The organism is Streptomyces sp. NBC_01341 (genome assembly GCF_035946055.1).
Lineage (GTDB): Bacteria > Actinomycetota > Actinomycetes > Streptomycetales > Streptomycetaceae > Streptomyces.
This window is the reverse complement of the sequence record NZ_CP108364.1, coordinates 4,669,651-4,694,049: the sequence shown is the minus strand read 5'-3', so window position 1 is coordinate 4,694,049 and position 24,399 is coordinate 4,669,651. Positions and strand designations below refer to the sequence as shown.

Below are 24,399 nucleotides of genomic sequence, written 5' to 3'. Positions count from 1 at the left end.
TCCGGGGATGCGGCGCGTCAGGCGCCCTCCCGAATCGTCTGCTCGGACCAGACGGTCTTGCCGTCGGCGGCGTACCGGGTGCCCCACAGCGAGGCGAGGTGGGACATGATGAAGAGCCCCCTGCCGCCCTCGTCCACGGCTCCCGCGTACTTCATGTACGGCGCGGTGGTGCTGCCGTCCCGGATCTCGCAGATCAGTCCCCGGTCGAGGATCAGCCGCAGGACCACCGGCGGGGTGCCGTAGCGCACGGCGTTGGTGACGAGCTCGCTGACGATCAGCTCGGTCGCGTCCCCGGTGTCGTCCTCGATGTGCCAGTCGGCGAGCGTCTTGGACGTGAGGCGGCGCGCGGTCGCGGGTGCGGTCCTGTCGTAGGGCAGTTCCCATGCGGCGTACCGCTCCGGGGGCATGGCGTGGGTCCGGGCCAGGAGCAGTGCGGCGCCCCGGAGATCGTCGTTGTCGGGCAGGGAGCGGGCGACGGTCTCGCACAGGTCCTTCAGCGGCCGGTCCGTGGGAGTCAGCGCCTGGCGCAGCGCACCGGAGGAGGGCTGGGAGTAAGTCCGCAGCGCGTTGGTGTGGAGGGCGAGCAGACTGCCCTCGGGAAGCACGACGGAGACCGCGGCGACGGGCGCCCGGTCCGTGGCACCCAGCGGGGGCCCCACAGGCAGGCCCACCACGAAGGCGGCGCCGTCCGGTTCGACGACGAGGGGCGCGGGGTGGCCGGCGGACGCCACGGTGCACTTCTCGGCGAAGGGGTCGTACACGGCGTACGCGCAGGTCGCGGCCAGCGGCTCACGGTGCAGCGGGTCGCTCTGCGGCAGGTGGGCGCGTTCCTCGGCCAGCCGTGCCGCGGTGTCGTACAGCCGCGCGAGGAGTTCGTCGGGCTCCAGGTCCAGTGCCGCGAGGGCGTGGACGACGGTGCGCAGCTGCCCCATGGTGGTGGCCGCGTAGATACCGCGTTCGGCCACCTCCCCGATGACGAGGGCCGTACGGGCCCCGGACAGGGCGATCGTGTCGAACCAGTTCCCGGCTCCCCCGCCGGGCACCAGCAGGTGATCGCTCTCGACGGCGGGCTGGGGCGCCGGGCTCTGTGGCAGCAGCCTGCGCTGGAGGGCGCTGGCGATGGTGTACTCGTGCACGTAGCGGCGGGCGTTGTCGACGCCGAGGGCGGCACGGGACGCCATCGCGAGGGCCGCGGGCAGGTCCTCCTCGGTGAACGGCTCGGAGTCCCCGCACCGGTAGAGCGTCAGCAGCCCCAGCACCGCCCCGCGCACCGTCAGCGGCGCCACGAGGAGGGTGTGGGCCCGGAAGCGGCGGATGGAACCCGCCCGTGCGGGGTCGGCTTCGGCCCAGGTGAGGTCGTCCAGGGGGAGGACCCGGGCCCGCAGGTCGGAGACGGCCCGCTGGTAGGGCGTGCCGTACGGCACCGCGCGGATGTCGCCGATCGGATGGGCGGCCTCGTTCTCGCCCTTGTACCCCGCGCGCCTCAGCAGGACGTCGGGGCCGAGCGGTCCGGGCTGGGGCGTATCCCCGCGCAGGACGTCATCGACGACCTCGACCACGCCCACGTCGGCGTATCCGGGGACCAGCGCGCCGACGAGGTCGCGGCAGGTGGCCTCGACGTCCAGTGTGCGGCCCACGGAGTCGCGTACGGCGACGAGAGCCGCTTCCCGCTTCCTGCGCCGCACCCGGTCGCTGACGTCGACCACGGCGACGGCGGCCCCCAGCACCCTGCCGAGTGCGCCTCGCGGCGTCCCGTGCCCCTCCTGCAGACGGAACGCCGTCAGGGCGAGGGTGCGCGATCCGCCCGCCACCGCTTCGGGGCGGGTCTTGAACGGCTCCTCGACACCGGGCACGCCGGTGCGCATGACCTCGCGCACGAAGGCCTCCACCCGGTCCGGTTCCTCGAAGTCGCACACGGAGCGGAACGGCCGGCCGTGCAGCCGTGCGGTGTCCTCCGACCCGGCGGAGGGGTCGCTGACCCGCAGGACGTCGAGATCGGTGTCGAGCACGTGGAGCCGCACCCGCGCCTGGGTGAACACGACGTCCAGCAGCGCCGTCCCGACCGCGTCACCGTGCTCGCCCTCGTCCGGTACGGCCCAGAAGGCCCAGTCCGATCCGGCGAGGGGTTCCAGCCGCATCCCCGGCGCCTCGCCGTCACCGGCCGTACGCACGCTGTCTCCGGCCAGTACGTCCATGACGTGCAGTCCGAGCGCGTCGGCGGTCGCGGGACCGAAACGCCGCTCGGCCGCCCGGCTCCACCCGGTGACCACACCGGCACCGTCCACGACCATCAGGGGCGCATCAGCCAGCGCATCAGCCATGAAGCAAGCTCCTTAGCCCCCTCGCGGAGCCCGGGACGGACCTCCGCACTCGACGACCCGTACCGAACCAGCATCGGCCCCCGCTCCGGCGCCCGCTACCGGAGGACGGGGCGGATGGCGGGGCTCTGCCCTCCCGGCGGGGGCCGGGGGGCCTCTCTGCAACGTGGGGGCGAGTATCGGCCGCTGGCCGAATTCACCAGGGATTCCCCTATGTCTCACCTTTGCAATACGATCACATTCAACTTTTCAGCTCCGGGCCATCCACCCCACGCAGGCCCCGCTCCGTCTGTGCGAGGAAGCCCTCATGCCGCCGTATCAACCGTCCTCGGACTGGCAGTACGAGATCCCGACGAGCGGAAGCAAGCGCCTTCCGCCCGCCGCTCGTTACATCGAATCGCTCTCGCACCAGGGTTACGGATTCGAAGCGGCGATCGCCGACCTCGTCGACAACTCCATCGACGCGGGTGCGCGCAACGTCGTCATCAGTTTCCTGCGCGACCAGGACCGTCTGGTCAGCCTCCTGGTCGTCGACGACGGGCAGGGCATGAACGACGAGTCGCTCGACACGGCGATGACCGTGGGCGGCCGACAGGAGTACCGGGAGGACGCGCTCGGCCACTTCGGCGCCGGCCTCAAGGCCGCGTCCCTCTCGCACGCCGATTCGCTCACGGTCATCAGCCGTACCAAGCGCAGTCCGTCCACCGGCCGCCGGTGGCTGACGGCCCGCGCCCAGGCCGACTTCACCTGCGACATCGTGGACCCCGGCTACTGCCAGGACCTGGTCGACCGGTACGACGGACTGATCGAGTGGCACGGCACCATCGTCCGCTGGGACAAGGTCCGCGCGTTCGACACGGTCACCGCCGGGCAGGCAGACCGCTATCTCGACGACGCGATCGAGAAACTGGAGACCCACCTGGGACTTCACCTGCACCGCTTCCTGGCCGACGACACGTTCAACGTCGACATCGTGGTCGAGGACGTGACGACCAAGGAGGAGCTGGACCACCGCGGGGTCGAGCCGATCGACCCGTTCGGCTACCGCATGCCCGGCAGGGCCGGCTACCCGCGTACGTACACCGCCCCGGTCGAAGGGGTCGGTGAGGTGGCGCTGACCGCGCACATCTGGCAGCCGAAATCCCCGCTGGTCAGCTTCCGCGGGATCGGGCCGCTCGCCGAGCGGCAGGGTTTCTACATCTACCGCAACAACAGGCTCGTCCAGGCCGGCGGCTGGAACAGCACCCGCAGCGCCGAGGGGCATCTGGTGCTGGCCCGTATCGCCATCGACCTGCCTGCCGCGGCGAACGACGTCTTCAGCCTCACGGTCAAGAAGGACGGCGTCACGGTCACCCCCGCCTTCGCGCGAGGGCTGGAACAGGCGACGGACACGTCGGGACACACGTTCGCCGAGTACCTCCAGGAAGCGCTGACGACGTACCGGGACGCCGCGAAGCGGGTCACCGAGGTGACCCGCGACGCTGTCATCCCGGCCGGCAAGGGGCTCGAACCGAAACTGCGACGAACTCTGCGGGACGAGCTGCCGGAGCTGGACGGGGAGGAACCGATCACCTTCCGCTGGGCGTCCCTGGGACCGGACCTGTTCTTCGAACTCGACCGCGACGCACGTGAGGTCAGACTGAACAAGACGTACCGCCCGGCCTTCAACAGCGGGCGCAGGGGCGGTCTCAACGACGCGCCCGTCATGAAGAGCATGCTCTATCTCATGGTCGAGGAGATCTTCCGCAAGTCGCGGGTCCGGGCCACCCGCGCCGACAAGATCGCCCTGTGGAACAGCGTCCTCGTGACAGCGGCCCGCTGCGAAATGACCCGCTGATCCCTGCCGCTTCCCACCCCTGCCAGGCATCCGACGTCTCCGAGAAAGCCGTCCCGTCATGACCGACCACCTGTTCAACCTGCACGGCGACGTCCTGGGAGCAATGCGCCGGGGACCGAAGGCATTTGCGAAGCTGGCCTTCGTGCTCTCGGAGGTCCAGGAACCCGCCGACACCGACCTCGGCCACCTCCACGACCGCATTGTCACGGCCGGCCCGGGCGACGAACTCGTCGCCCTGTGGCACCGCACGCTGACCACCTGGGACCTGGCGGAACAGGCGGACTGGTCCGACGCCCCGCCGCGGACGGACGCCCGGCGCACGGACACGTACGACCGCCTCGGCTTCGGTCCGGACCTGCGCAAGGCCCTGGACGAGGCTGTGCCGGTGTTCAAGGAGCCCGGGGCCACGGTCATCAGCAAGGAGTTCACGTCCTGGTACTCCAGGGACGCGGCGGCAGCACGCGCCTTCTACTGGAACTCCTACGAGCAGACGCTCCGCCGTAAGGGCTGGTCCGACGCGGCCGTCGCAAGCCTGGACGAGGCCAGTCACGCAGTGGTCGAGCGCCTTTCCGACCCGACCCGCGCCGAGGCGTACGGCGCGCGGGGCCTGGTCGTCGGCTACGTGCAGTCGGGCAAGACCGCCAACTTCACCGGCGTCACGGCCAAGGCCATGGACGCCGGCTACCGCTTGGTCATCATCCTCGGCGGCACCCTGAACCTCCTCCGGGGCCAGACACAGCGCCGCCTGGACATGGAGCTGATCGGCCGGGAGAACATCCTGCGCGGAACCGACCCGGCGGACACGGACGCGCTGATCGGTGTCGACTACCAGGACGACGAGGACTGGCCGGCGAAGTTCGTCAGCCACGGCGGCCGGCCGTCGACGCGGGGTTCCTTCGACATCGAGCGCCTCACGACGCGGGACAACGACTACAAGAGCCTGGAAACCGGCATCCGGGCCCTCGAATTCGACAAGCAGGACCGCACCCGGCCCCTGTACGTCCCCGACAACCTCCATCACGCGGCCGCGCGCGTGATGGTGGTGAAGAAGAACTCTCCGGTCCTGGCCAAGCTGATCAAGGACCTGAAGAAGATCGGTCCGATCCTCGCCGAGGTCCCGACGCTGATCATCGACGACGAGTCGGACCAGGCGTCCGTGAACACGACGGATCCCAAGAAGTGGGAGGACGGCAAGGTCGTCCGAAAGGCCATCAACGGCCAGATCACACAGCTCCTCGATCTGCTTCCGCGCGCCCAGTACGTCGGCTACACGGCAACACCCTTCGCCAACGTCTTCGTGGATCCGGGCGACGAGGAGGACATCTTCCCCCGCGACTTCCTGATCTCGCTGCCCCGCCCGACCGGTTACATGGGCGTACAGGACTTCCACGATCTGGATTCCGAGGGCACCGCCGAGGAGACGCACGTACGCGGCATCTACGACAGCACCGGCGACCGCCTGCAGGAGGCGCTGGACGCCTTCGTCCTCACCGGCGCGCTGAAGCTGTACCGGGTGGAGCACGGCGTGTCCGAAGAGCCGTTCCGCCACCACACGATGCTCGTCCACCAGTCCGTACAGCAGAGGGAACACGCTGCCCTCGCCCTGCGCATCAACTCGATGTGGCACCGGTCGGCTTACACGGGCCAGGAAGGCCACGCACGCCTCGCCGCCCTGCTGGCCGCCGACTTCCAGCGCTACGCCGACGACGGTCTGCCGACCCCCACGTCGTACGACGATCTGAAGCCGTACGTATCCCGGGCCCGGCAACTGATCAACTCGGGCGGCGAACCCGTGATCATCGTCAACGGTGCCACCGAACGCGACTACGAACAGGCCGAGCTGGACTTCGACCGGACACCGCACGTGTGGAAGATCCTGGTCGGTGGCACGAAGCTCTCCCGCGGCTTCACGGTGGAGGGCCTCACGGTCACGTACTACCGCCGTACCACCCAGCAGGCCGACACCCTCATGCAGATGGGGCGCTGGTTCGGCTTCCGCCCCGGCTACCGCGACCTGGTGCGCCTCTACATCGGCCGTGAGGAACCGCTGGGGAAGAAGAACACCGTCGACCTGTACGAAGCCTTCGAGGCGATCTGCCGCGACGAGGAGACCTTCCGCGCCCAGCTCGCCCGCTACGCGACACTGGTGGACGGCAAGCCCCAGGTCACCCCGGCCCAGATCCCGCCACTGGTCTCCCAGCACCTGTCCTGGCTCAAGCCGGCGGCCCGGAACAAGATGTTCAACGCGGAGCTGGTGGAGATCCGCTCGCCGGGACAGTGGGTGGAGCCGACGGCGTATCCGACGGACGCGGCGGACCTGCGGCACAACACGGAGGTGTGGCTACCCGCGCTCCAGGCTCTGCGCCAGGATGTTTCCGTATTCGTCACGCTCTCCGACGACGACCGCGGAAACTACATCCGTTACCCGGCACTGACCGCGACTCTCAGCCATGATCAGCTACTCGGCATCATGAGCGGTCTCGTCTGGGGACGCCCGGAGCTGTTCGAACCTCACCTTGCCTACCTGCGGGACAACAGCGGCGCAGGGTGCGCCACCGACGACTGGACGCTGATCCTTCCCCAAACGTCTGGCATAACGAGCACAGCGGCAAGCGTCCTCGGCTCGCAGCCGCTCACCCTCGTACAACGGAAGCGGAACGCCCGCGGCGTCTTCAACCGCATCTCCGGTGTGGCCCACCGCCAGTCCGCCGAGCGGATCGCCGGCCGTCGCACGCTGAGCGCTGACGACCCGTTCGCGTCTCAGTTCCATGAGCCGCGCCGCGGAGCAGTGCTGCTGTACCCGGTAGTCGACCCCGATCTCGGCAATCCGGCCGACCTGGCAACTAGTCACGGCATTGATCCGGGCAAGGTGGTGCTGGCAGCGGCATACATCCCAGCCGCCGGCGCCGCAGAGACCTCGGTACCCTACGTTCGCTTCCGGGCAGTCGACTCGTCCCGCCGTAGTGAGGCCACTATTGAAGTGCCATGACGATGATGGGTGATTTGGAATGACTCCGGTGCCTGAGCCCGCAGACTGGACCCCGCCAGACGGTTCGTGGGCCTCTTCTGCCGCGCGCAGGAGAAACATGCAGGCGATCCGCAGCCGCGATACGCAACCGGAGCGGCTTATCCGGCGACTGGTACACGCGCACGGTCTGCGGTACCGAGTCGCCGCCAGACCGCTGCCGGACCTCCGCCGGACGGCAGACCTGGTGTTCCGTCCGGCGAAGGTAGCCGTGTTCATCGACGGCTGCTATTGGCACGGCTGCCCCGAGCACTACGTCGCCCCCAAGACGAACAAGGGCTACTGGTCAGAGAAGGTGGCGCGGAACATGGCCCGGGACCGCGATACCGACAAGCGCCTCATGGAGGCGGGATGGATGGTCCTGCGCTTCTGGGAGCATCAGGATTCAAGCGCTTGCGCCCTTAAGATCGTTGGTGCTGTCCGCGAGCGTCGGCGCGGCCTGTCCGGGTAGACGGGCTTCAACCACGCGATTGTGACGGTCACGCTCACGGGCAGCGTGCAGCACCTTCGCGATCGACTTGCCCACTGCAGCCGCGACCGGTGGCGGGAATGCGTTGCCCACCTGGCGGTATTGCGCCGTCTTGCCGCCGGAAAACTTCCAGTCGCTCGGAAACCCTTGAATGATCGCCGCTTGCTCGACCGTAAGCATGGGCCCGGTTTCCCGGAACAGGTCTCTGTCCTGGCTCTTCTTCCTCACGCTCTCCTCATGGGAGTTGGCAACACCAACCCCCGAGACCCCCAGAAGCGCCCAGGCGGCCTTGGCGCGGCTCGGCCCGAGGTCAGCACCTCCGTGCTTCTTCGAACCGCCGACAAGCGTGGGCGCAACGCCGAAGTCTTTTCTGCTCTCGGCCGCTTGCGCCTTCTCTTTCCACTGACCAAGTCGCTCTTCGGCAAGACGCGCCACGTCTCCACCCATCTTCAGGTACGGCGCATACCTGCGGTTCATGGACTCTTCAAGCGCCTTGAAGGCGCTCTTAGGACTCCCCTTAGCGGTGGGCCAAACAAATTCGATGCCCTCCATGACATCGTTGCGGATAGCCACAAGAATCGCCCTCGGGCGGAGCTGAGGAACACCGAAATCACTGGCTTCCAGCACCTCCCACTGGCACACCGTATATTCAAGCCCGGGGAAGTATTCTCGGACTCCCGTGACGGGATGCGTGGCCCAGCCACTCGCAAGGCGCGCCTCAATATACGTGCGGTAGTCTTCGAACTTTGCGTCTTTGATGCCGCGAACGTTCTCAATCATGACCGCTTTAGGGTGAAGCGCCTCAGCCAATTCGAGGATCCGGGGAAACAGATCACGCTCGTCATCCTTTCCCAACTGCTTACCCGCATGCGAGAACGGAGGGCACGGAACACCACCGGCGAGAAGGTCTAGATCTCCACGAGAAAGCGGCTTCCCGGTGTACTCCTGAGCCTTTCGCAGATCAGACTCGCAACCCCCATCGGGGGGAATTGGCGAGAAGTTGTTGACGTCACCAGAAATGACGTCACAATACTTCCTCTCCCAGCTCCAGTCATTCAGATTATCAATGTTATTCTGAAGCGTCTCTGCCGCGTGCGGATCAATTTCCACAAGCGCCAGGTGCTTGAATCCGGCCTCATGAAGGCCGATGGCCTGCCCTCCGGCCCCCGCGCAGATCTCGATTGAGGTCAGCACGTCTTCGCTGGGACCCATCGGGTCCTCCGGGTGAGGCGGGAGGCCCATCGGCTCAGGCTCCTTTTCGTACGGTTGATTGACGGTAAGCACGTGTCGCGTCGAGGCAAACCCACAGCGGGCCGATCACCCAGGCAACCGCTTCGGCTCAAAGCTGACGCGCGGTACGCGCAGAGCCTACCCGTGCCCGGGCACCACAAGGCCGCCCAAGGAGGGAACCGGACTCGGCGACGCGTGAAGGCACGCCAGCTCGGCTCAGCGCAGACCAGAGGCTGACGCGGTCGCCAGTATATTCGAACAAGCAATCCATTTGGCTCCGGTTGGAATCATGCGCCAGCTCATCAGCGCACTGCCGCCTGGTGTCTGGTGTCTGGTGTCTGGTGTCTGGTGTCTGGTGTCTGGTCCTGGCTCAGGCAGACGCCAGCGGTGACGGCTGGAATCCCCAGACGGGACCAATCGACAGCAACGCCCCAGTCAGCAGCACCCAGGCCTCCGTGGCCAGACCCTGCATGAGGGCACGACCCGGAACCGTCAACCGCACAGACTCCCAACGACCGCTCCTCCCCTGATCTGTTGGGACCGCCGAATGAAGCCACTCGCGCTTGACGGTGGCGACACTCGCCGCGGTCCCGTCCCTGCCCACCAGAACTGCGGCCAGACACCAGTCGGCATCCGCAGCCATGACCTCATACTCATGGCGCGTCAGGTGAACCACGAGACGGGTCGGGTCGGTAGTGGCCTTGACCTCAATGTGCGCCCGTTCAGATACGGACCGGGCGGCCTCTATGTCGTATCCGAAGGCATCAGACTCCGCAGCCACGTGTCTGACGTGCGGCACTCCGCCCTCCCGCAAGAGCCGAAGCAGTGCCTTTTCGCCAGCCGCCCCGACAGCCTTCTTCGCGTCTTCAGCAGACTGGCTCCAGAGCACACGCGGAACCCGGCCGACTGTTACGTCATCCGGCAACTCCCCGTCGATTACCTGAACCACGGGCCGTCCCGCCGGGGTCACCATGCCCATCCGCCTCAGCCACGCGAGACCCTCGGCATACTGCGCCGGCGTGAGATCCGCGTACAGAGGGTGGTTAGCAAAGAGCACCCGCACCCGTGGCACATCAGCCACCTGCAATTCGCTGAGCCACCGAAGCGCCGCGCGGCGCGTGGGCTCAGTGGCCAGCGAGGGCATCGACGTGATTCAGCAACGCACGGACATCCGCCATATCCATTCCTGCTGCCCCGGACGGCTCATCTTCCAGATCACCCAGCTGCTGCACCGACGGGTCATCGAGTATCCGCCCCATGAATTCGAGCTTCTCCTCAAGCCTCATCGCCACCACTTCATCAATCGTGCCCTCGACCGCGAGTACGGTGACGCGGGTCTGAGTATCAGGCGCCAGTCCGAGCCGGTGAATACGGTCCAGACTCTGAAGAAATCGGCCCGCCATGAAGTCACGATCAACGTACACAGCGTCATGACAGATATGGTGCAGACTGATCCCCTCCCCGAGGGTGGCGGGATTGGAAAGAAGAACATGGCAGTCAGGGTCCTCCCTGAAGCGCCTGATCTGCTCCTCCCGGTCGGGGGTTCCACCGTGCACCACGGCAGGCTTATACGCCTCAAACAGGCGCTCCATCGTCGTGATACTGCGCACGAAGGTCGTCCAGACCAGCGTCTTCCGCCCCATCGCGGCATTCGTCGCGACAATATTGAGGGCTTCCTTGTACTTGGGAGAAAGTTCGTGGGCCGGCAGGTTCCTCATGAGCGCATAAAGTGATTCACCTTGCGGTACTTCGAGTGGCGGGACTTGGTACGTCAGCGGCTCATAGCGGCTTCCGCCCTCGATCAGCAGTGCCGGACTGGTGGCTGCCATGAGGAGCCGAAGCATCGCCTTGCCCAGGGCGTCAAAGTCGTCACGCGACGCCTCCGCCCTCGTGGTGAATCGCCCCACCAGAGCGTCGTACACCTCACGATGCAGGTCCGGCATCTGCAGACGCCGGATACGCGTCTCGAACGGGGGCAGCCCCAGTTCCTTCTTCGTCGTACGCGTGAACAGAGGCCTCAGTACCGAACTCGCGTAGGCGAGATCGCCGCCTGCGACAGCTTGTGTGACCACTCTCCGGCCATGCCCCGGCCAGACAAACGACAGCAGGTTCTCCAGATCACGGGCCCCGTTCGGAGCGGGAGTTCCCGTGAGAATGAGACGTCGCCGGGTCAGAGGTCCAAGCGCCATGCATGCGCTTCCGTACTTTCCCTGAGCCCCGAGCTTCATCCGATGCGCTTCATCCAGAATGATCATGGAAGGCGCACCCCTCAGCCAACTCGCCAGCGAGGCCAGCGACCTGTCGAGACGCTCATAGTTGACCACTAGAATCTCGGCCCTGCCGTCGGGGGTCTTCCCCATGAGAGCAGCCAGCGGAGGCTCCTTGAAGCACAGCTCACTCTCAGTGAGCCACGCCTCGTAGGCGGATTTCGGGCTGACAACCAAGAGTCGGCGGACCTCGCCGCGCTCGCGCATGGCTGCGTATACCGCCAGCCCCACCCGTGTTTTTCCAGCCCCAGGAACACTGAAGTTGGCCCCGTGCTGCAGTGACAGAAGTCGCCCGATATCCCGGCGCTGGAACTCCGTGAGGTCAGCACGCCATGTCGGGCCCAGCGCCGATTCAACAGCGCTGGCAGCCCACTCCGCGTCCGAACGAGGTGTCTGAAGTTGCCGCTCAGCTTGGTCGGCGTCGTCTAGTACCTCTCCGACCAGGGCACTCAGCTCATCAGCCCAGACAACAGACTCAGGGTGCGGCCAGTCAGCAAGGACGTCGATACCGACCAGAAAATCATCGAGAGCCAGTTCAAGGGCGAGACGGTCGCGCGTCCCCCCGGGGAACCTGGCCGCAAGCCGGTTCAGGTCGCTGCGGCACTGCTCGCTCGCGCGCAGCACGGCTTTGGTCCGCGTGACATCAAAGCCGATATGCAAGGACGATTCTGCAGATGTCATGGTCACGCCTGTCCCTGCCGCACCGCGTCACGCAGCCACTCGACGCCCTCTCCAGGCACTTCGATGGTTTGTGTGGTGGCCTGGGCCAGCTTCTTCAGGGTGGCCCTCAACTTCATGACCGCCTCGTCCAGTGCCTCCTCGTCCAAACTGCGGGAAGCACTCGCCAGCACCATGTCAGTGATGCACTGTTCGATGTCCTGGCAGGCATCGTTGAGACGGTCGGGGGCGGCTTGCTTGCGCTTCCGGACACGAGCATCCTTGCCGGCAGGCTCAAGTGCGTCCTCGACCGCCTTGTGCGCCGCTTCGAAGACAGAGGTGGCCGCATCCAGCTGGGCCGAGGGCACCTTCTCCTTCGCCCGGACTACAGCCTTCGCCTGGAGCACCGCGTCAGTGAAGGCACGAGCCGCGGCTACCTGGGGCGCCTCTGCCTTAACCGCACGGTTGATACCGGGGATCACCCGCGCCGGGGAAGTCGCGGGCGCCGCCTTCAGTTCGTCCGGCAGCCGGTGCTCCAAGTAGCGACCACGAAAATCAGCTTCGATGAGACGGACGTCAGTCTTGGAGAAGTTCATCACGATGGCGGCCAGGCGGTTCTCCTTGAGCAGTTCGGCCTTCTGTGCATCAGCCTTCGATTCCTTGGCGAAGGCGCGGTGCACCTCCCGGAAGCTCTCCTGCGCGTCCTCAAAGTCCAGTAGCCGCAGCTGCACGCCTCCGGCCGCAGACCTGTCGCTCATATCCCGGAGGCAGGAGAGTACCCACAGATCCTGTTCAGCCGTGGACTCCCTGATGCGGAAGTCCCGGGCAACCTCCTTCAGCGGGCGGCCCGATTCCACCTGCTCGTCGATCGTGAGGAGCCTGTTGATGTACGAATAGGGCCGCCGAGTGTCGTGGCGGAGCTGAAGGGAGAGTTCGACCCTGTTGATGTCTGCCCAGGTGCAGGAGTCCGGCAGTACGGCCACCCGGATGTCTCCGACACCCAGCTCGCGCAGGGCTGCTGCCCTGGTGTTGCCGTTCACCAGGATGCCTTCGCGGGTGATAAGCCCCGGCTCGTTCTGCTTGAAGTCAGCAAGGCTCTGCTTCAGCGTGTCGAAATCCTTGTCCCTCTTCGACGGATCAGAAGGTTCCGCTTGGAGCAGGTACTGAAGGTACTTCTGGCTGTCCTCACTCCAAGGGTCCTCGTCAAGCCGGCGATCAAGCTGGGGGTCGTAGCTGCGCTGCGCCCTGATCCGGTGAGTCCCCGGGTTGTAGTAGAGCGAGTCCACCGGCATGTCGATGACCTGAACGACCTGCGGCTTCGTACGCCACTCGATGGTCAGGGTCTCCTGCAGCCCGGTGCCGGCGGATACGTCGCGGAGACGCTTCTCCACAACATCCCGGTTCTCGGCGGCGTACGGCGGCAGCCCAATGTCTCCGTCGTTCTTGATCACAGCTCGTTCTCCTCTGACTGGCGAAGGGTCTGACTGGGCACACGGGTGGGGCTGGCTGCTGCCGGCAGCAGCCAGCCCCACCACGGCGCTACGGGAGGGCCTCAGGCGGGAGGCAGGCCAAGGGACTCGCGGACCTCGTCACGTGCATCTGCCGGCAGCGAGCGGAAGTCCGCCCACACCCGCTCCACGACGCTGAACTCACGCTCGTCAGCCGAGACCCAGTCCTTGAGAGTCTGCAACTGCAGGCCTCCGAGCTTCTGGACGCGTTCAAGCACTTCAGCGAGATCTGCTTCCAGAGCCCGGCCGCCCACCCGGCAGCGATTGCATTCAGCGATGAGCTGCACCGACGAGGTGCCGTTGGGCAGCTTCACCTTCCTGCGGGCAATGTCGATCTGCGCGGTCTCGAAGGTCTCGGAGTAGGTCTGCCCAGGCGTGATCCCGCACGACCGGCAGCGGTTGCCGTCACGGGTCAGGGTCGTCCGCCGCTGAGTGTCCGTGATGGCCGAGCTGCTCTTGGTGGCCTTGCCCGGCTCCCAGACAGGCTGGCCCGCCGCGACAAACCGCTGCTCGTGCTGGCCCAGACTCGCGTCCTCACGGTGAGTATCGATCTTCCACCCGTAGTCGCGGAGGTCACGCACCCTGCGATCCGCTTGACTGATGCCAGGGAAAGCGGCCTTGACGTCTTCCTTGGTGAAGGTGCCGCCCTCCTGCACAACATGAACCAGCCACAACCCGGCCCTCTTCATCGTGCCGAGCTTCTCGTTCTCCCACGACGGCATAGTCATCCACAGCCCCCAGCTACGTCCGATGCATGACAGTCCCGGATACCAGTCCTCTGACACCCCTCGCTGACTCCACCACTCTCGCTGCTTGACGACCTGTCACGCCAGGTTCTGCAAGGTTTCGAGGGGTGATGGAAAACATCCATGCGCTGCCGAAATCTGCCCGTGTGGCACACAATTGGTGATCAACGCCGCCCTCACGAAGAACGGAAACTGTGCGTGACGCCGAGGCCGAGGACATGGAAAGAGCTGCCGTCTGGCATCACCGCCGCACACAGGGCGTTAGTGACCGCACTACGTCAGATCCGGGAGTGCAGCACGCGGACGCAGGCCGCCATCGCCAGGGACGCTCACCAGGAGCCGACCACCCTCTCCAACCATCTGAACGGCGGCCGCATCCCTGATGAACCACTTCTGCGTGACTTTTACGCCGTTGTGGAAAAGGACGCCTCGGGCAGTGGCCCTCTGCCGCATACCCTGGAGTCCCTTCTTCATCTCCGCGAACACGCCAGGAAGAAGCACTGCGCATGCTGCTCGGTGGGCTACCCGGTCACAACCGCACCTGCCCAGGCAGAGCCACAGCCGCCGGCTTCGGGCAGCGTCAAAGAACCCGAGCTGGCGCGAGCGCGGTACCTTCGCCGCCAGGTCTTGCAGCACGAACTCCCGATCCTCCAGGAACGCGCCGGGGTGCCGGTCCCCCGAGTCGAGGGGGACCGGCACCCCGCAGACGCGGCGGAGCTCAGCTGGTCCGAGACTGGAGTGGTGGCCCGATACCTTGCCGATGGCCAAAAACGAGACGCTGGCTTCCTGCTCTGGCAGGCGGGCACGTCCTACTCGGCCGCGGAAGTCGTGCTGGCCGTCGGCTCCTGCCGCAGAGCCGGACTGAACGATGCCGCCGAGGCAATACTGATCAATGTCGCAGAACGGACAGATAGACAGGCGGTCTTGAACATCGCCGCAGCGCTGAACGAGGCCGGCCGGCACGACGACGTCACGTTCGTGCTCGCTGCGGCGCTCCAGGCCACAGAGTGACACGGGGAGGGCGAGCCAAGATCGAAGTCGGATACGGTCGAGCAACTCCTGTGGCGTGATGCCCGGCTGTACTCACATCAGCGCCGCAACCCAGAGCCGGCCGGTGAACCTGCGTAGGCATCCGCCCTCAGGCGCGTGAGCCGACAGCGAGTGCTGTGAACGCAGACCACGCGCGAGGAGAGACCGCCAGTGCGGACCTCTGCGTGTCCTTCGAGTCCCGGACCAGTACGACCTCGGTGCGTACGGCGACCTCGATGCAGTTGTCACCGCCAGTGCCGCTGTAGCTGCTCTTGAACCAGGCGGGTTCAAAGTTGGTCATAGCGCTCCTCGCAAGTGCTCAAGCAGGCTGGTGGAGGCCTCATGACTGAGGGCCTGCGACCGCATCTTGCCATAGCGCTGGAGCATGGAACTGACCTGATTCCCATGGGTGGCAAGCGCGCTGGTGTCGTGCCCCTCGACGTATCCGACCCACTGATGACCGGGAGTCTCTGCCAGATACATCGAGCCGTCCAGCCCCGCGTGCGCCGCCTGCCGTAGTGGCATGAGCTGGATCTCCACGTTGCGCTGACGGCTCACCATCAACACGTGGTCGATCAGGGAGCGCGTCACGTCCGGACCGCCGGTGCCCCGCTCGATCAGAGCCTGCTCGATGATGAAGCTGAACGCGGTATTGCCCTTGTCCGTGAGCAGACGCTGACGATCCAGCCGGGCAGCGACCTGCGTCTCCAGCTCACCGTCCGTCAAGGGCGGCAAGCGGCTACTGAAGACCGCCCTGATGTACGGATCCGGCTGCAGCAAGCCCGGAATGACGCGGCACTCGTACGCGCACAGCGTGACCGCCTCCTCCTCGATCGCCGCCCACTGCAAGAACCACGACGCAAGCCCCACCTTCCGCGTCAGGCTCTTCGCCGCCGCCTCCAGCACCCGCGCAGCCGTGGCCCCCAGCACCTCCTCCGACCGGTCCAGCAGGTCCCGCGGCGGGTAGCGCTTGCCCTGCTCGATCTTGGCGATGTACGCGGTGGAGTACTGGACCAGCGGCGCGAACTGCTCCTGTGTCAGGCGGGCTTCGTCGCGCAGGGCCTTGAGTACCGCCCCGAACGTTCTGAGGCTGTCGGACAACTCGGGCTCGCCGCAGCCCGCGCCGCCCCCGCCCCTGACACCGCCGTTGTCCGTCACCATGCGCGCCCGCGTCTCCCTGTGCCGCACTGAGCCATGCCCGACCGAATCCATGGTTACGCACCGTGACTCGCCCAGTCCAGCGCGTGAACCAGTACAAGGCGATCTGTATCGGTGCCGTGCCTGCCGCCGGGTCCCACATCTCCGCAGGCTGGACTCCATGCCAGCCCCTCGCACCCAAGCGCCCGTCCGTCCACGTGCGTTCGCTCAGCGTTTCTCCGCCACCCGGCGCGGAGCACGCCTCGCGCGCCTGCTCGCCGCACTCCAGCTCGTCGAGTGGGGGCATCCGCGCGGTTCGGAGCACCACGACACGGTCACGGTCGTCGTCGCCGAGCTCGCTGCCAACGCCGTGCTGCACGGTCTCGTCCCCGGCAGGGACTTCGCCCTGTTCCTCGCACACGACGACAGCAGGGGCATCACCCGGGTCGAGGTGTCCGACACCCATCCCTCCCGCCCGGCCCATGACCTCCGGCCGGCCCACGTCGCGCCGGCCCTGGACGAGGACCACGGCCGTGGCCTGGTCCTCGTCGACGCCCTCGCCGTCCGCTGGGGTGTCCGTGACCGCCTCGGCCCCGGCAAGACGGTCTGGGCGGAATGCGGGCTCTCCGAGCGACCGGGTACACCCGGGCACGGAGAGCCCGCCGCCCCAGGAGCCGGAGCCGGGCAGGAGCCGGAGCCCTGGGAGGCTGAGCCTCAGCGGTAGTCCTCGGGGGATCCTTCCTTGCCGCCGTAGACGACGTCCTCGAAGTACGCCCAGGCGTCCGGTCGGCTGCCGTCCACGTCCGTCACCCCGTACACCCTGGCGAGTTCCCCGCTGGAGGTGGACTTGCCGTTCCACCGCTTCGCCCGGTCCGGGTCGGTGGCCAGCGCCACGAGCGTCCGGGCCAGGTATCGCGGGGACTCCGCGATCGCGAACGCCGGCTGCTGCGCAATCGCGTCACGCCAGTTCTCCTCACTCACACCGAAGTGGGAAAGCATCTGCTCCGAGCGCAGGAAGCCCGGCGAGACGGCGACCGCCGCACCTCCGTACTCAGCCAGCTCCTGCCCCAGCCCGAACGCGAGGCGGATGGGGGCGTTCTTCGCCAGGTCGTAGTACATGTTCTCCCGGTAGCGGCGATTGGAGTGCGCGGTGCCGTCGGTGACCTCCACGTGCAGCGGCGCGTCGGAGCGGATCAGCAGGGGAAGCAGCAGCGCCGCCGTGATCACGTGCGAGCGTGCGCCGAGTTCCAGGATGCGCAGGCCGTCAGCGAGTGGTGTCTCCCAGCTCTTCTTCCCGAACACCGAGGTGGCCAGAAGGTGCTCACCGCCCCACAGATCGTTGACGAGGATGTCGAGCCGCCCGTACTCCCGGTCGATCCGCTCGACGAGGGCACGTACCTGGACCTCGTCGAGATGGTCGGCAGGAACCGCGATCCCGGCGCCGCCCGCTGCTGTGACCAGCTCGGCGGTCTCCTCGATGGTCTCGGTGGTCCGGCCGACCTCGCTGGCCCGAGCCCGGGTGGTACGGCCGGTTACGTACACGGTCGCGCCTGCCCTGCCCAGCTCCACAGCCTGAGCCCGCCCCGCCCCGCGGGTAGCACCCGCCACGAGCGCGACCCGCCCCGCGAGTGGACCCGCCGGGGCAGCCTGCGGAGTGTTCCGAGTGTTCCGAGTGTTCCGGGTGGTGCTGTTCTCGTTCGTCATGCCATCCATCGTTCACGCCAAACCCGACAGAACACGTCACCTTTTGGAGCTCCTTTTTGGAGGTCGTTTTGGGAGGTCGTTCAAAGGGGTCGGACGTGTCGGCCCGTCAGCCGGCCGGACGGGCCGGCCCTCGCGCTCGGAGGGACTCGTGGGCGGTCTCCGCCTGCGCCCGCTTTACCGGAACGCACGAAATCCCCGCTCCGCAATTGCCGGACGGGGATTTCCTCACGTATATTGGGTGTTTCTGTGCGCCCACAGAAAAGGCCCCACACCGGGGGCCACAAGAATCACCTTATCCGGCAGGGAGCGGTTTTGTCAACTCGCGAAAACGTCGAATTGCAGAAGGAGCAGGAATTCGTCGACCGGCTCTACGACCGTGTCGACGCGCTTCGCGGGGACACCGCGCTGGGGGTCGAGGACGCGCTGACCCCGGTCGGGAACGGCCTGCAGGCCCGGCTGGAGCGGGACGTGCTCGTCTCCGAACGCTCGGGCCTTCTGGCTGCCCTCAATGCGGTGGACGGCTCACTGTGCTTCGGTCGCATCGATCTTGTCGACGGGGCCGCGCACCATATCGGCCGCATCGGAATTCGCGAGGACGACACCGAGCACACGCCCCTGCTGATCGACTGGCGTGCACCCGTCGCCCGGCCTTTCTATCTCGCCACCGGGCATACGCCGATGGGGCTGCGCCGGCGTCGGCACATCACCAGCGAGGGCCGCACGGTGACCGAGCTGCACGACGAGATCCTCGACCTCGGGGACGACGAGCGCAGCGGTTTCGAGGACCCGACCGGTGACGCCGTGCTGCTCGCCGCGCTGAGCTCCGCCCGTACGGGCCGCATGGGCGACATCGTGCGGACCATCCAGGCCGAGCAGGACCGCATCATCCGCGCCCCGCACCGGGGCGTCCTCGTCGTCGAGGGCGGTCCCGGTACGGGCAAGACGGCGGTCGCCCTGCACCGTGCCGCCTTCCTGCTGTACGAGCACCGCGAGCTCCTCGCCAAGCGGGCGGTGCTGGTGGTGGGCCCGAACCCGGCGTTCCTCCGCTACATCGGTGAGGTGCTGCCCGCGCTCGGTGAGACCGGTGTCATGCTCGCGACGCAGGCCGAGCTCTTCCCCGGTGTACACGCCCGGGGCACGGACACCCCCCGTGCGGCGGCCGTCAAGGGCGGGGCGGGGATGGCGGAGGCGCTGGCGCTGGCCGTACGCGACCGGCAGACGCTGCCCGAGCCCGGCGCCCCGGTCGTCGTCCCGCACGACGACGGTGACCTCGTCCTGGACTGGGAGATCGCCTACGAGGCCCGGCAGGTCGCCCGCGACACCCTGCTGCCGCACAATCTCGCCCGCCCGTACTTCGCGTTCCAGATCATCGACGCCCTCACCGCGCAGCTCACGGAGCGCATCGGCGCGGACCCGTACGGCGGGCCCAACTTCCTCGGTGCGGACGACATCGCCCAGCTCGGCAAGGCCGTCGCCGCGAGCGAGCAGGTGCACGCCGCCGTCGCCGAGCTGTGGCCGATGCTCACCGCCGAGGAGTTCCTCGCCGACTATCTCGCCGAGCCCGTGTACGTACCGGACGAGGAAGCCGAGGCCATCCGGCGCTCTCCCGGCGGCGAGTGGACTCCGGCCGACGTGCCGCTCCTCGACGAGGCGGCCGAGCTGCTCGGGTCCGACGACAGTGCCGCGCGGGCCGCCCAGGAGGCCGAGCGCCAGGAGCGCGTCGCCTACGCGCAGGGTGTCCTGGAGCTGTCCCGGGGTTCGGAGTCCTTCGAGTTCGAGGACGAGGAGTCCGAGCGTCTGGCCGCCCACGACATCATCGACGCCGAGCGGATGGCCGAGCGGCAGGAGGAGGCCGATCACCGGAGCGCGGCCGAACGTGCCGCAGCCGACCGGACCTGGGCCTTCGGCCACATCATCGTGGACGAGGCGCAGGAGCTGTCACCGATGGCGTGGCGGCTGCTGATGCGCCGGTCGCCCACCCGCTCGCTGACGCTCGTCGGCGACCCCGCGCAGACGTCGGAAGAGGCGGGCGTGGGGTCCTGGGAGAAGATCCTGGAACCGTACGTCGGCGACCGCTTCGACCATGTGCGCCTGCGGGTCAACTACCGTACGCCCGCGGAGATCATGGACCTGGCGGCCAGAGTCGTCCAGGCCGAGGATCCCTCCTTCGAACCGCCCGGGTCGGTGCGTTCGACGGGTGAGACGCCGTGGACAAGGGAGTCCGGGGCCGATCTGGCGGGTACCGTGGCACGCGCCGTCGCGGAGCTGACGCCCGAGGAGGGGCGGCTCGCGGTGATCGCGCCGCGTGCGCTGCACGAGGAGATCGCGGCGCCGCTCGACGGTGTCACGGCCGGCGCCGAACCCGACCTCACCCGGCCCGTGGTGCTGCTCGGCCCCCGCGAGGCGAAGGGCCTGGAGTTCGACCACGTCCTGGTCGTGGAGCCCGCGCACTTCGGGACCAGCGATCTGTACGTCGCGCTGACCCGGGCTACGCAGCGTCTCGGCATCGTCCACCGGGAGGAGCTGCCCGACTCGCTGCGCTGACAGGGTGATCGGTTCTCAAGTCCGGCCCCGGCGTTCGGAGTCCGGATCCCGGTGCCCGGATCTCGGAGCCCGGCGCCCGTACCCCGGGTCCCGAGCTCCGGGCGTCCGGTTCACACGTTCGAGGGACCCGGAACGCCTGGTTCGCCCGAAGCCTGAGCTTCGGGACCCGGGCTCCGGGATGCGGGATCCGGGATGCGAGCGCCGTCTTTACCCGGGGGGAAAAGAAGGTTCAGGAAAACCTCCCCGACCTCCCTGACCCGTCACGGCCAGCAAGTATGACTAATCGTGAGCAACTTGCGGCGGAGCGTGGCGACTGCCTACGGTGCGAGAACCAAGCGACCCCGACACGGTGTTGGAAGCACCGGGCCGGGGTCTCACCGCAAGATCTCCGAAAGCGATCCCGTGGTTACCCAGCACAGTAGCTCCGCCCTGCGCGCCCCTGCATCCTCGAAGCCGTACCCGATGGCCAAGCCCGGCTACGGCAAGCGCGCGGCGCCCGGACAACCTCCGTGCCGCACAGCTGACTTCGCGCTGCTGCCCGACCGTGAGCGCTACGTCGCCGGATTCATCGACCGGCTCCCCGACGGCGCCGCGATGGACGTCAAGAGCCTCGCCAAGCAGCTGCCGCTGTACGGCCAGCAGGCCGTGGGCTCCGCCCTGAGGATCGTGGCCTCCGCGGGTCATCTGCGCCGCGTGCGGTGCCTGGTGCGCGTGATGGGCCAGTTCCGCTGGGTGTTCAGGACGTTCTGGTCGCGCACCGCCCGCACCGACGAGTGGTGGGCCGCGGCAGTCGAGAACCTTCCGGGCGTCATCAAGACCGTCGTCATCGGAGTCCAGGACGTCGCCGGGGGCCTGGCCGGAGGGCACGTCGGCGAGCGGTTCGGCGAGCCCGTCGAAGGCGAAGACGCACCGGGAGCCGTTGCCTCCTGCGGTCCGGACATCCCCGATGCCCATGCCGTCACCGCCGGGCCCGCGCCGACCAGGCCGTCCGGCGCCTCGGCTCCTCCGCAGGCGGCAGCCGTGACGGCCACCGACGCCACGCCGAGCGCGAGCACGCCGCACTCGCGCCCCTCGTCACGTACGCCCGGTCCTCCCACGGCCGGTCTTCCCACGCCCGGCCTGCCTTCCCCCGCTGCCGCGTCGGTCGATGCCGTCCTGCCGCAGCGGCGAACTCCGGCCTCCGGCGGGCATTCCGCCGCCTACCTCGCGCTGGCGAACCTCGGTCGCATCGACTCCCGGCTGACCCTGTCCGCCGCCGACTGCGCGGTCCTGGAAGCACGGGCCGCCGAGTGGCTCGCGCGCGGTGTGAACACCGACTACCTCACGCAGGCCCTCACCGCAGGGCTCCCGCCCCAGGTGGGTTCCCCCGTGGGCTTCGTACGCCGCCGCCTCACCGACAAGATCCCACCGCATGTGTCCGACACCCCGGCTCCGCCCCCGCCCGCCGCACCCGCACGCCGCGCGATGGACGAATGCGTCAAGTGCGCCGCACCCGGCCGCCCCGAAGCGCTCCCCGACGGTCTCTGCCGCCCCTGCCGCACCTCCGCCCAGGGAGGAGCAGCTGCAGGAGCAGCACCCGAGCCTGCGCCCGGCCTGCCGAGCGAGCGGGACGTGCGCGCCTTCGCCGCCGACCTTCGCGTGCTGCTCAAGTCCCCCTGATCAGAGCCCGGTTCGACGAAGGACTGCCGTGCGATCCGTGCAGGGACGCGTGGGCCGCGCCCCAAGACCCTGAACCGGCCGTCGACCGGCCCAGGGCTCGACCGGCCGCGTCAGTCGGCTTGATGCGTCCTGACGCCCCTGGCCTCGAAGTCATAGACGTTCCGATTGATGCGGAGGCCGTCGACCGCGCCGATCCACATGTGGTCACGGCCCTTGCCCACGGCTGCCGTCAGGATGGTCGCTCCGGCGCCGCCGTCGTTGAGCGCCGCCTGCATCTCCTGGAGGGTGCACCGGGCGGCCTGGTTGCAGGCAGGGGCCTCGTTGCCCGTGAGGTACCAGTAGCCGGACGAGGTGGCGTCGATGAAGTCGCTCCAGCGGTTCGTCACCGGCGAGGCATCCGGTACCCACACCAGCGAGGAGTAGTTGTCGGCCGGAGCCGTGGCCAGGTTCGGATCGATCTCGAACCTGATGTTCGGCATGTTCTCGGCGCCCCCGTAGGTCACGTTCTCCCCGGTCTGGAAGACGTGGAACCCGACCTGCCGCAGGCCCCGCACGGGGTCCCCGAAGAAGTCGACCTCGTTGCCGAAGTCGACCTTCTCGCTGGGCGGACTGAGCGTGGTGGAGTTGTCCGCCACCTCGATGCCGAGACTGCCCCGCCCGTAGGGCGGTGCGGCCGAGGGACCCGTGACGCCGAACGAGCCGAACGGGCCGTTCCGCAGTTCGGCCACGGGAGAGCCGATGGTGTTACGGGCGATCACGCCCCAGTGGTCCGCCTGTCGCGCGTGGTTCCCGTCGTTTCCCTCGCGTCCGTCGTCCCCGTCCGCGACGGCGACCACCGGCCCGGTCATCGAGACGATCAGGGCCAGGGCTGCGACCGCGAGGGCGCGGCCTCGGGTCACACCGAAGTGAGTGCTCACACTCATTCCCTTCAAGTAGGCGCAGGGCTCCCTGCGGGCGCAGGTGCCTCAGCGCGGCGCGCCCACCGGACATGACCCTCAGTGAGTGCGCACTCACCACATAGGGGTACGAACACCCATCACGCAACGGATGATTCAGCGTGCCCATTACTCTCCGTGTCGCATATGCCCGTCGCATCACCGTCGGGCGTTGCGCGGGCTCCGGTGCGCGCGCCCGATCGGCGGAGATCACCGCCGGGGCGTGCGGCACCCATTGGAGGGCCGTGCGGCCTCGGAGCGGAGCGCCGGACGGCCCGGCTCCACGGCTCACGTGGCCATCGGCGAGGCTCATCGCCACCCGACCGCTTCGGGCACAGGATGTCGGGTCCGGCAGGGTGGGCCCTTCCTAACGTGGTGCCGAAAGGAAGGAGTCCGGAATGCTGGACCGGCTGAACCAGGCCCTGGAGCACGTCGAGGCGCACCTCGACGAGCCGATCGACGCGGCCGGTCTCGCGCGCATCGCCGTGACCTCGGAGTACCACTTCCGGCGGATGTTCTCCGCCCTCGCGGGCCTCCCGCTGTCGGAGTACATCCGGCGCAGGCGGCTGACCGTTGCGGGCGCCGAGGTTCTCGACGGGCGGCGGACGCTCCTCGACATCGCGACGCGGTACGGCTACGGATCGGGCGAGGCGTTCGCCCGCGCGTTCCGGGCCATGCACGGCGTGGGTCCGGGCGAGGCCAGGCGCACGGGCGCGGCCCTGCACTCCCAGCCCCGGATGTCCTTCCGGATCGTCATCGAAGGGAGCAGCAGCATGCGATACAGGATCGTGGACCGGGCGGACTTCCGCGTCGTCGGCAGGAAGGCCCGGGTACCTCTCGTCCACGAGGGGATCAATCCGGCGATCGCCGACTTCATCAGGGGCATCGGCAAGGACACCCTGCGGAGGATCGCCGGACTGTCCGACCAGGAGCCTGCGGGGATCGTCGGGGTGAGCGACCAGCTCGACCCGAGCCGTGCGGAGGGAACCGAACTCGACTACTGGCACGGTGTGGTGACGGGCGCCGAGGCCCCCGACGACCTGGACGTGCTCGCCGTCCCCTCGGGGCTGTGGGCCGTCTTCGACACCTCAGGTCCGTTCCCGCAGGCTCTCCAGCACCTGTGGCGGGACGTGTTCACGCAGTGGTTCCCGTCGAACCCGTACGCGAGCAGGCCCGGCCCGGAGATCCTCAGCGTGCAGGTGTCCCCGGACGGGTCCACGGCGGAAGCACAGCTGTGGATTCCCGTGGAGCGTTCGGCGGCCTGAGATCCGGAGGACTGACGGTACGGCCCTCCCGGTCCCGGCTGCCGGGACCGGGGGCTCGTCGAGGAGCGG

Annotated in this window: 18 protein-coding genes; 8 read left to right on the top strand and 10 right to left on the bottom strand. The window is 67.9% G+C overall.

Annotated elements, in window-relative coordinates; all coding sequences use genetic code 11:
- Nucleotides 1–17: 17 nt before the first annotated feature.
- A complete protein-coding gene (locus OG206_RS20745; RefSeq protein WP_327118238.1) occupies nucleotides 18–2,321 on the bottom strand; it encodes a SpoIIE family protein phosphatase in 2,304 nt (767 codons plus the stop codon).
- Between the two features lie 304 nt (nucleotides 2,322–2,625).
- On the opposite strand from OG206_RS20745, the gene OG206_RS20740 reads away from it, so the two are divergent.
- The 3 genes from OG206_RS20740 to OG206_RS20730 are packed head-to-tail and all read left to right on the top strand — an operon-like array spanning nucleotide 2,626 to nucleotide 7,631.
- On the top strand, nucleotides 2,626–4,155 hold the full coding sequence (locus tag OG206_RS20740; protein WP_327118236.1) for an ATP-binding protein: 1,530 nt from the start codon (nucleotides 2,626–2,628) through the stop codon (nucleotides 4,153–4,155).
- A 58-nt stretch (nucleotides 4,156–4,213) separates the two neighbouring features.
- Nucleotides 4,214–7,144, top strand: coding sequence for a Z1 domain-containing protein (locus tag OG206_RS20735; RefSeq protein ID WP_327118234.1), 2,931 nt, complete (start codon nucleotides 4,214–4,216; stop codon nucleotides 7,142–7,144).
- A gap of 19 nt (nucleotides 7,145–7,163) precedes the next feature.
- Nucleotides 7,164–7,631 (top strand): very short patch repair endonuclease, encoded by a 468-nt coding sequence (locus OG206_RS20730; protein WP_442805878.1) that lies wholly within the window; start codon nucleotides 7,164–7,166, stop codon nucleotides 7,629–7,631.
- Here OG206_RS20730 and OG206_RS20725 read toward each other — a convergent pair.
- From OG206_RS20725 to OG206_RS20705, 5 genes are all read right to left on the bottom strand, one after another.
- Nucleotides 7,566–8,861: a DNA cytosine methyltransferase gene (locus tag OG206_RS20725; protein WP_327118230.1), complete on the bottom strand. Its 1,296-nt coding sequence runs from the start codon at nucleotides 8,859–8,861 to the stop codon at nucleotides 7,566–7,568. The genes OG206_RS20730 and OG206_RS20725 overlap by 66 nt on opposite strands.
- 388 nt (nucleotides 8,862–9,249) lie before the next feature.
- Complete coding sequence (locus OG206_RS20720) at nucleotides 9,250–9,960, bottom strand: protein NO VEIN domain-containing protein (RefSeq protein ID WP_327118228.1); 711 nt, start codon at nucleotides 9,958–9,960, stop codon at nucleotides 9,250–9,252.
- 43 nt (nucleotides 9,961–10,003) lie between these two features.
- The gene (locus tag OG206_RS20715) at nucleotides 10,004–11,827 is read right to left on the bottom strand and encodes a DEAD/DEAH box helicase (RefSeq protein WP_327118226.1); all 1,824 of its coding nucleotides are present in this window, start codon (nucleotides 11,825–11,827) and stop codon (nucleotides 10,004–10,006) included.
- Between the two features lie 2 nt (nucleotides 11,828–11,829).
- Entirely contained in the window at nucleotides 11,830–13,254 is a 1,425-nt protein-coding gene (locus tag OG206_RS20710; protein WP_327118224.1) for a transcriptional regulator, read from the bottom strand.
- Between the two features lie 101 nt (nucleotides 13,255–13,355).
- Entirely contained in the window at nucleotides 13,356–14,039 is a 684-nt protein-coding gene (locus tag OG206_RS20705; RefSeq protein ID WP_327118222.1) for a hypothetical protein, read from the bottom strand.
- A gap of 282 nt (nucleotides 14,040–14,321) precedes the next feature.
- Here OG206_RS20705 and OG206_RS20700 point away from each other — a divergent pair, with 282 nt between their 5' ends.
- Nucleotides 14,322–15,068: a hypothetical protein gene (locus OG206_RS20700; protein WP_327118220.1), complete on the top strand. Its 747-nt coding sequence runs from the start codon at nucleotides 14,322–14,324 to the stop codon at nucleotides 15,066–15,068.
- Between the two features lie 127 nt (nucleotides 15,069–15,195).
- Here OG206_RS20700 and OG206_RS20695 read toward each other — a convergent pair whose 3' ends face one another.
- Both OG206_RS20695 and OG206_RS20690 read right to left on the bottom strand, forming a co-directional pair.
- Nucleotides 15,196–15,387, bottom strand: a complete 192-nt coding sequence (locus OG206_RS20695; protein ID WP_327118218.1) for a DUF397 domain-containing protein — start codon at nucleotides 15,385–15,387, stop codon at nucleotides 15,196–15,198.
- A complete protein-coding gene (locus tag OG206_RS20690) occupies nucleotides 15,384–16,247 on the bottom strand; it encodes a helix-turn-helix domain-containing protein (RefSeq protein ID WP_327118216.1) in 864 nt (287 codons plus the stop codon). The genes OG206_RS20695 and OG206_RS20690 overlap by 4 nt, the downstream gene beginning before the upstream one ends.
- Before the next feature lie 157 nt (nucleotides 16,248–16,404).
- Between OG206_RS20690 and OG206_RS20685 the strand changes: the two genes are divergently transcribed.
- Nucleotides 16,405–16,947 (top strand): ATP-binding protein, encoded by a 543-nt coding sequence (locus OG206_RS20685; RefSeq protein WP_327118214.1) that lies wholly within the window; start codon nucleotides 16,405–16,407, stop codon nucleotides 16,945–16,947.
- Here OG206_RS20685 and OG206_RS20680 read toward each other — a convergent pair.
- The gene (locus OG206_RS20680) at nucleotides 16,938–17,927 is read right to left on the bottom strand and encodes an SDR family oxidoreductase (protein ID WP_442805877.1); all 990 of its coding nucleotides are present in this window, start codon (nucleotides 17,925–17,927) and stop codon (nucleotides 16,938–16,940) included. The genes OG206_RS20685 and OG206_RS20680 overlap by 10 nt on opposite strands.
- A gap of 336 nt (nucleotides 17,928–18,263) precedes the next feature.
- On the opposite strand from OG206_RS20680, the gene OG206_RS20675 reads away from it, so the two are divergent.
- Together OG206_RS20675 and OG206_RS20670 are read left to right on the top strand one after the other, a co-directional pair.
- Nucleotides 18,264–20,471 (top strand): HelD family protein, encoded by a 2,208-nt coding sequence (locus OG206_RS20675; RefSeq protein ID WP_327122345.1) that lies wholly within the window; start codon nucleotides 18,264–18,266, stop codon nucleotides 20,469–20,471.
- 402 nt (nucleotides 20,472–20,873) lie between these two features.
- A complete protein-coding gene (locus OG206_RS20670) occupies nucleotides 20,874–22,130 on the top strand; it encodes a MarR family transcriptional regulator (protein WP_327118210.1) in 1,257 nt (418 codons plus the stop codon).
- Nucleotides 22,131–22,240: 110 nt separating this feature from the next.
- Here OG206_RS20670 and OG206_RS20665 read toward each other — a convergent pair whose 3' ends face one another.
- Nucleotides 22,241–23,047, bottom strand: a complete 807-nt coding sequence (locus OG206_RS20665; RefSeq protein ID WP_327118208.1) for a hypothetical protein — start codon at nucleotides 23,045–23,047, stop codon at nucleotides 22,241–22,243.
- 416 nt (nucleotides 23,048–23,463) lie between these two features.
- Between OG206_RS20665 and OG206_RS20660 the strand changes: the two genes are divergently transcribed.
- Nucleotides 23,464–24,330 carry an AraC family transcriptional regulator gene (locus OG206_RS20660; protein ID WP_327118206.1) on the top strand — a complete coding sequence of 289 codons (867 nt, stop codon included), beginning with the start codon at nucleotides 23,464–23,466 and terminating at the stop codon, nucleotides 24,328–24,330.
- Nucleotides 24,331–24,399: the final 69 nt, after the last annotated feature.

Excerpts from the sequence above, each read along its gene's own strand:
- OG206_RS20745 (WP_327118238.1), bottom strand. The coding sequence starts at position 2,321 with ATGGCTGATGCGCTGGCTGATGCGCCCCTGATGGTCGTGGACGGTGCC.
- OG206_RS20740 (WP_327118236.1), top strand. The coding sequence starts at position 2,626 with ATGCCGCCGTATCAACCGTCCTCGGACTGGCAGTACGAGATCCCGACG.
- OG206_RS20735 (WP_327118234.1), top strand. The coding sequence starts at position 4,214 with ATGACCGACCACCTGTTCAACCTGCACGGCGACGTCCTGGGAGCAATG.
- OG206_RS20730 (WP_442805878.1), top strand. The coding sequence starts at position 7,164 with ATGACTCCGGTGCCTGAGCCCGCAGACTGGACCCCGCCAGACGGTTCG.
- OG206_RS20725 (WP_327118230.1), bottom strand. The coding sequence starts at position 8,861 with ATGGGTCCCAGCGAAGACGTGCTGACCTCAATCGAGATCTGCGCGGGG.
- OG206_RS20715 (WP_327118226.1), bottom strand. The coding sequence starts at position 11,827 with ATGACATCTGCAGAATCGTCCTTGCATATCGGCTTTGATGTCACGCGG.
- OG206_RS20705 (WP_327118222.1), bottom strand. The coding sequence starts at position 14,039 with ATGACTATGCCGTCGTGGGAGAACGAGAAGCTCGGCACGATGAAGAGG.
- OG206_RS20695 (WP_327118218.1), bottom strand. The coding sequence starts at position 15,387 with ATGACCAACTTTGAACCCGCCTGGTTCAAGAGCAGCTACAGCGGCACT.
- OG206_RS20690 (WP_327118216.1), bottom strand. The coding sequence starts at position 16,247 with ATGGTGACGGACAACGGCGGTGTCAGGGGCGGGGGCGGCGCGGGCTGC.
- OG206_RS20685 (WP_327118214.1), top strand. The coding sequence starts at position 16,405 with ATGCCAGCCCCTCGCACCCAAGCGCCCGTCCGTCCACGTGCGTTCGCT.
- OG206_RS20680 (WP_442805877.1), bottom strand. The coding sequence starts at position 17,927 with ATGACGAACGAGAACAGCACCACCCGGAACACTCGGAACACTCGGAAC.
- OG206_RS20660 (WP_327118206.1), top strand. The coding sequence starts at position 23,464 with ATGCTGGACCGGCTGAACCAGGCCCTGGAGCACGTCGAGGCGCACCTC.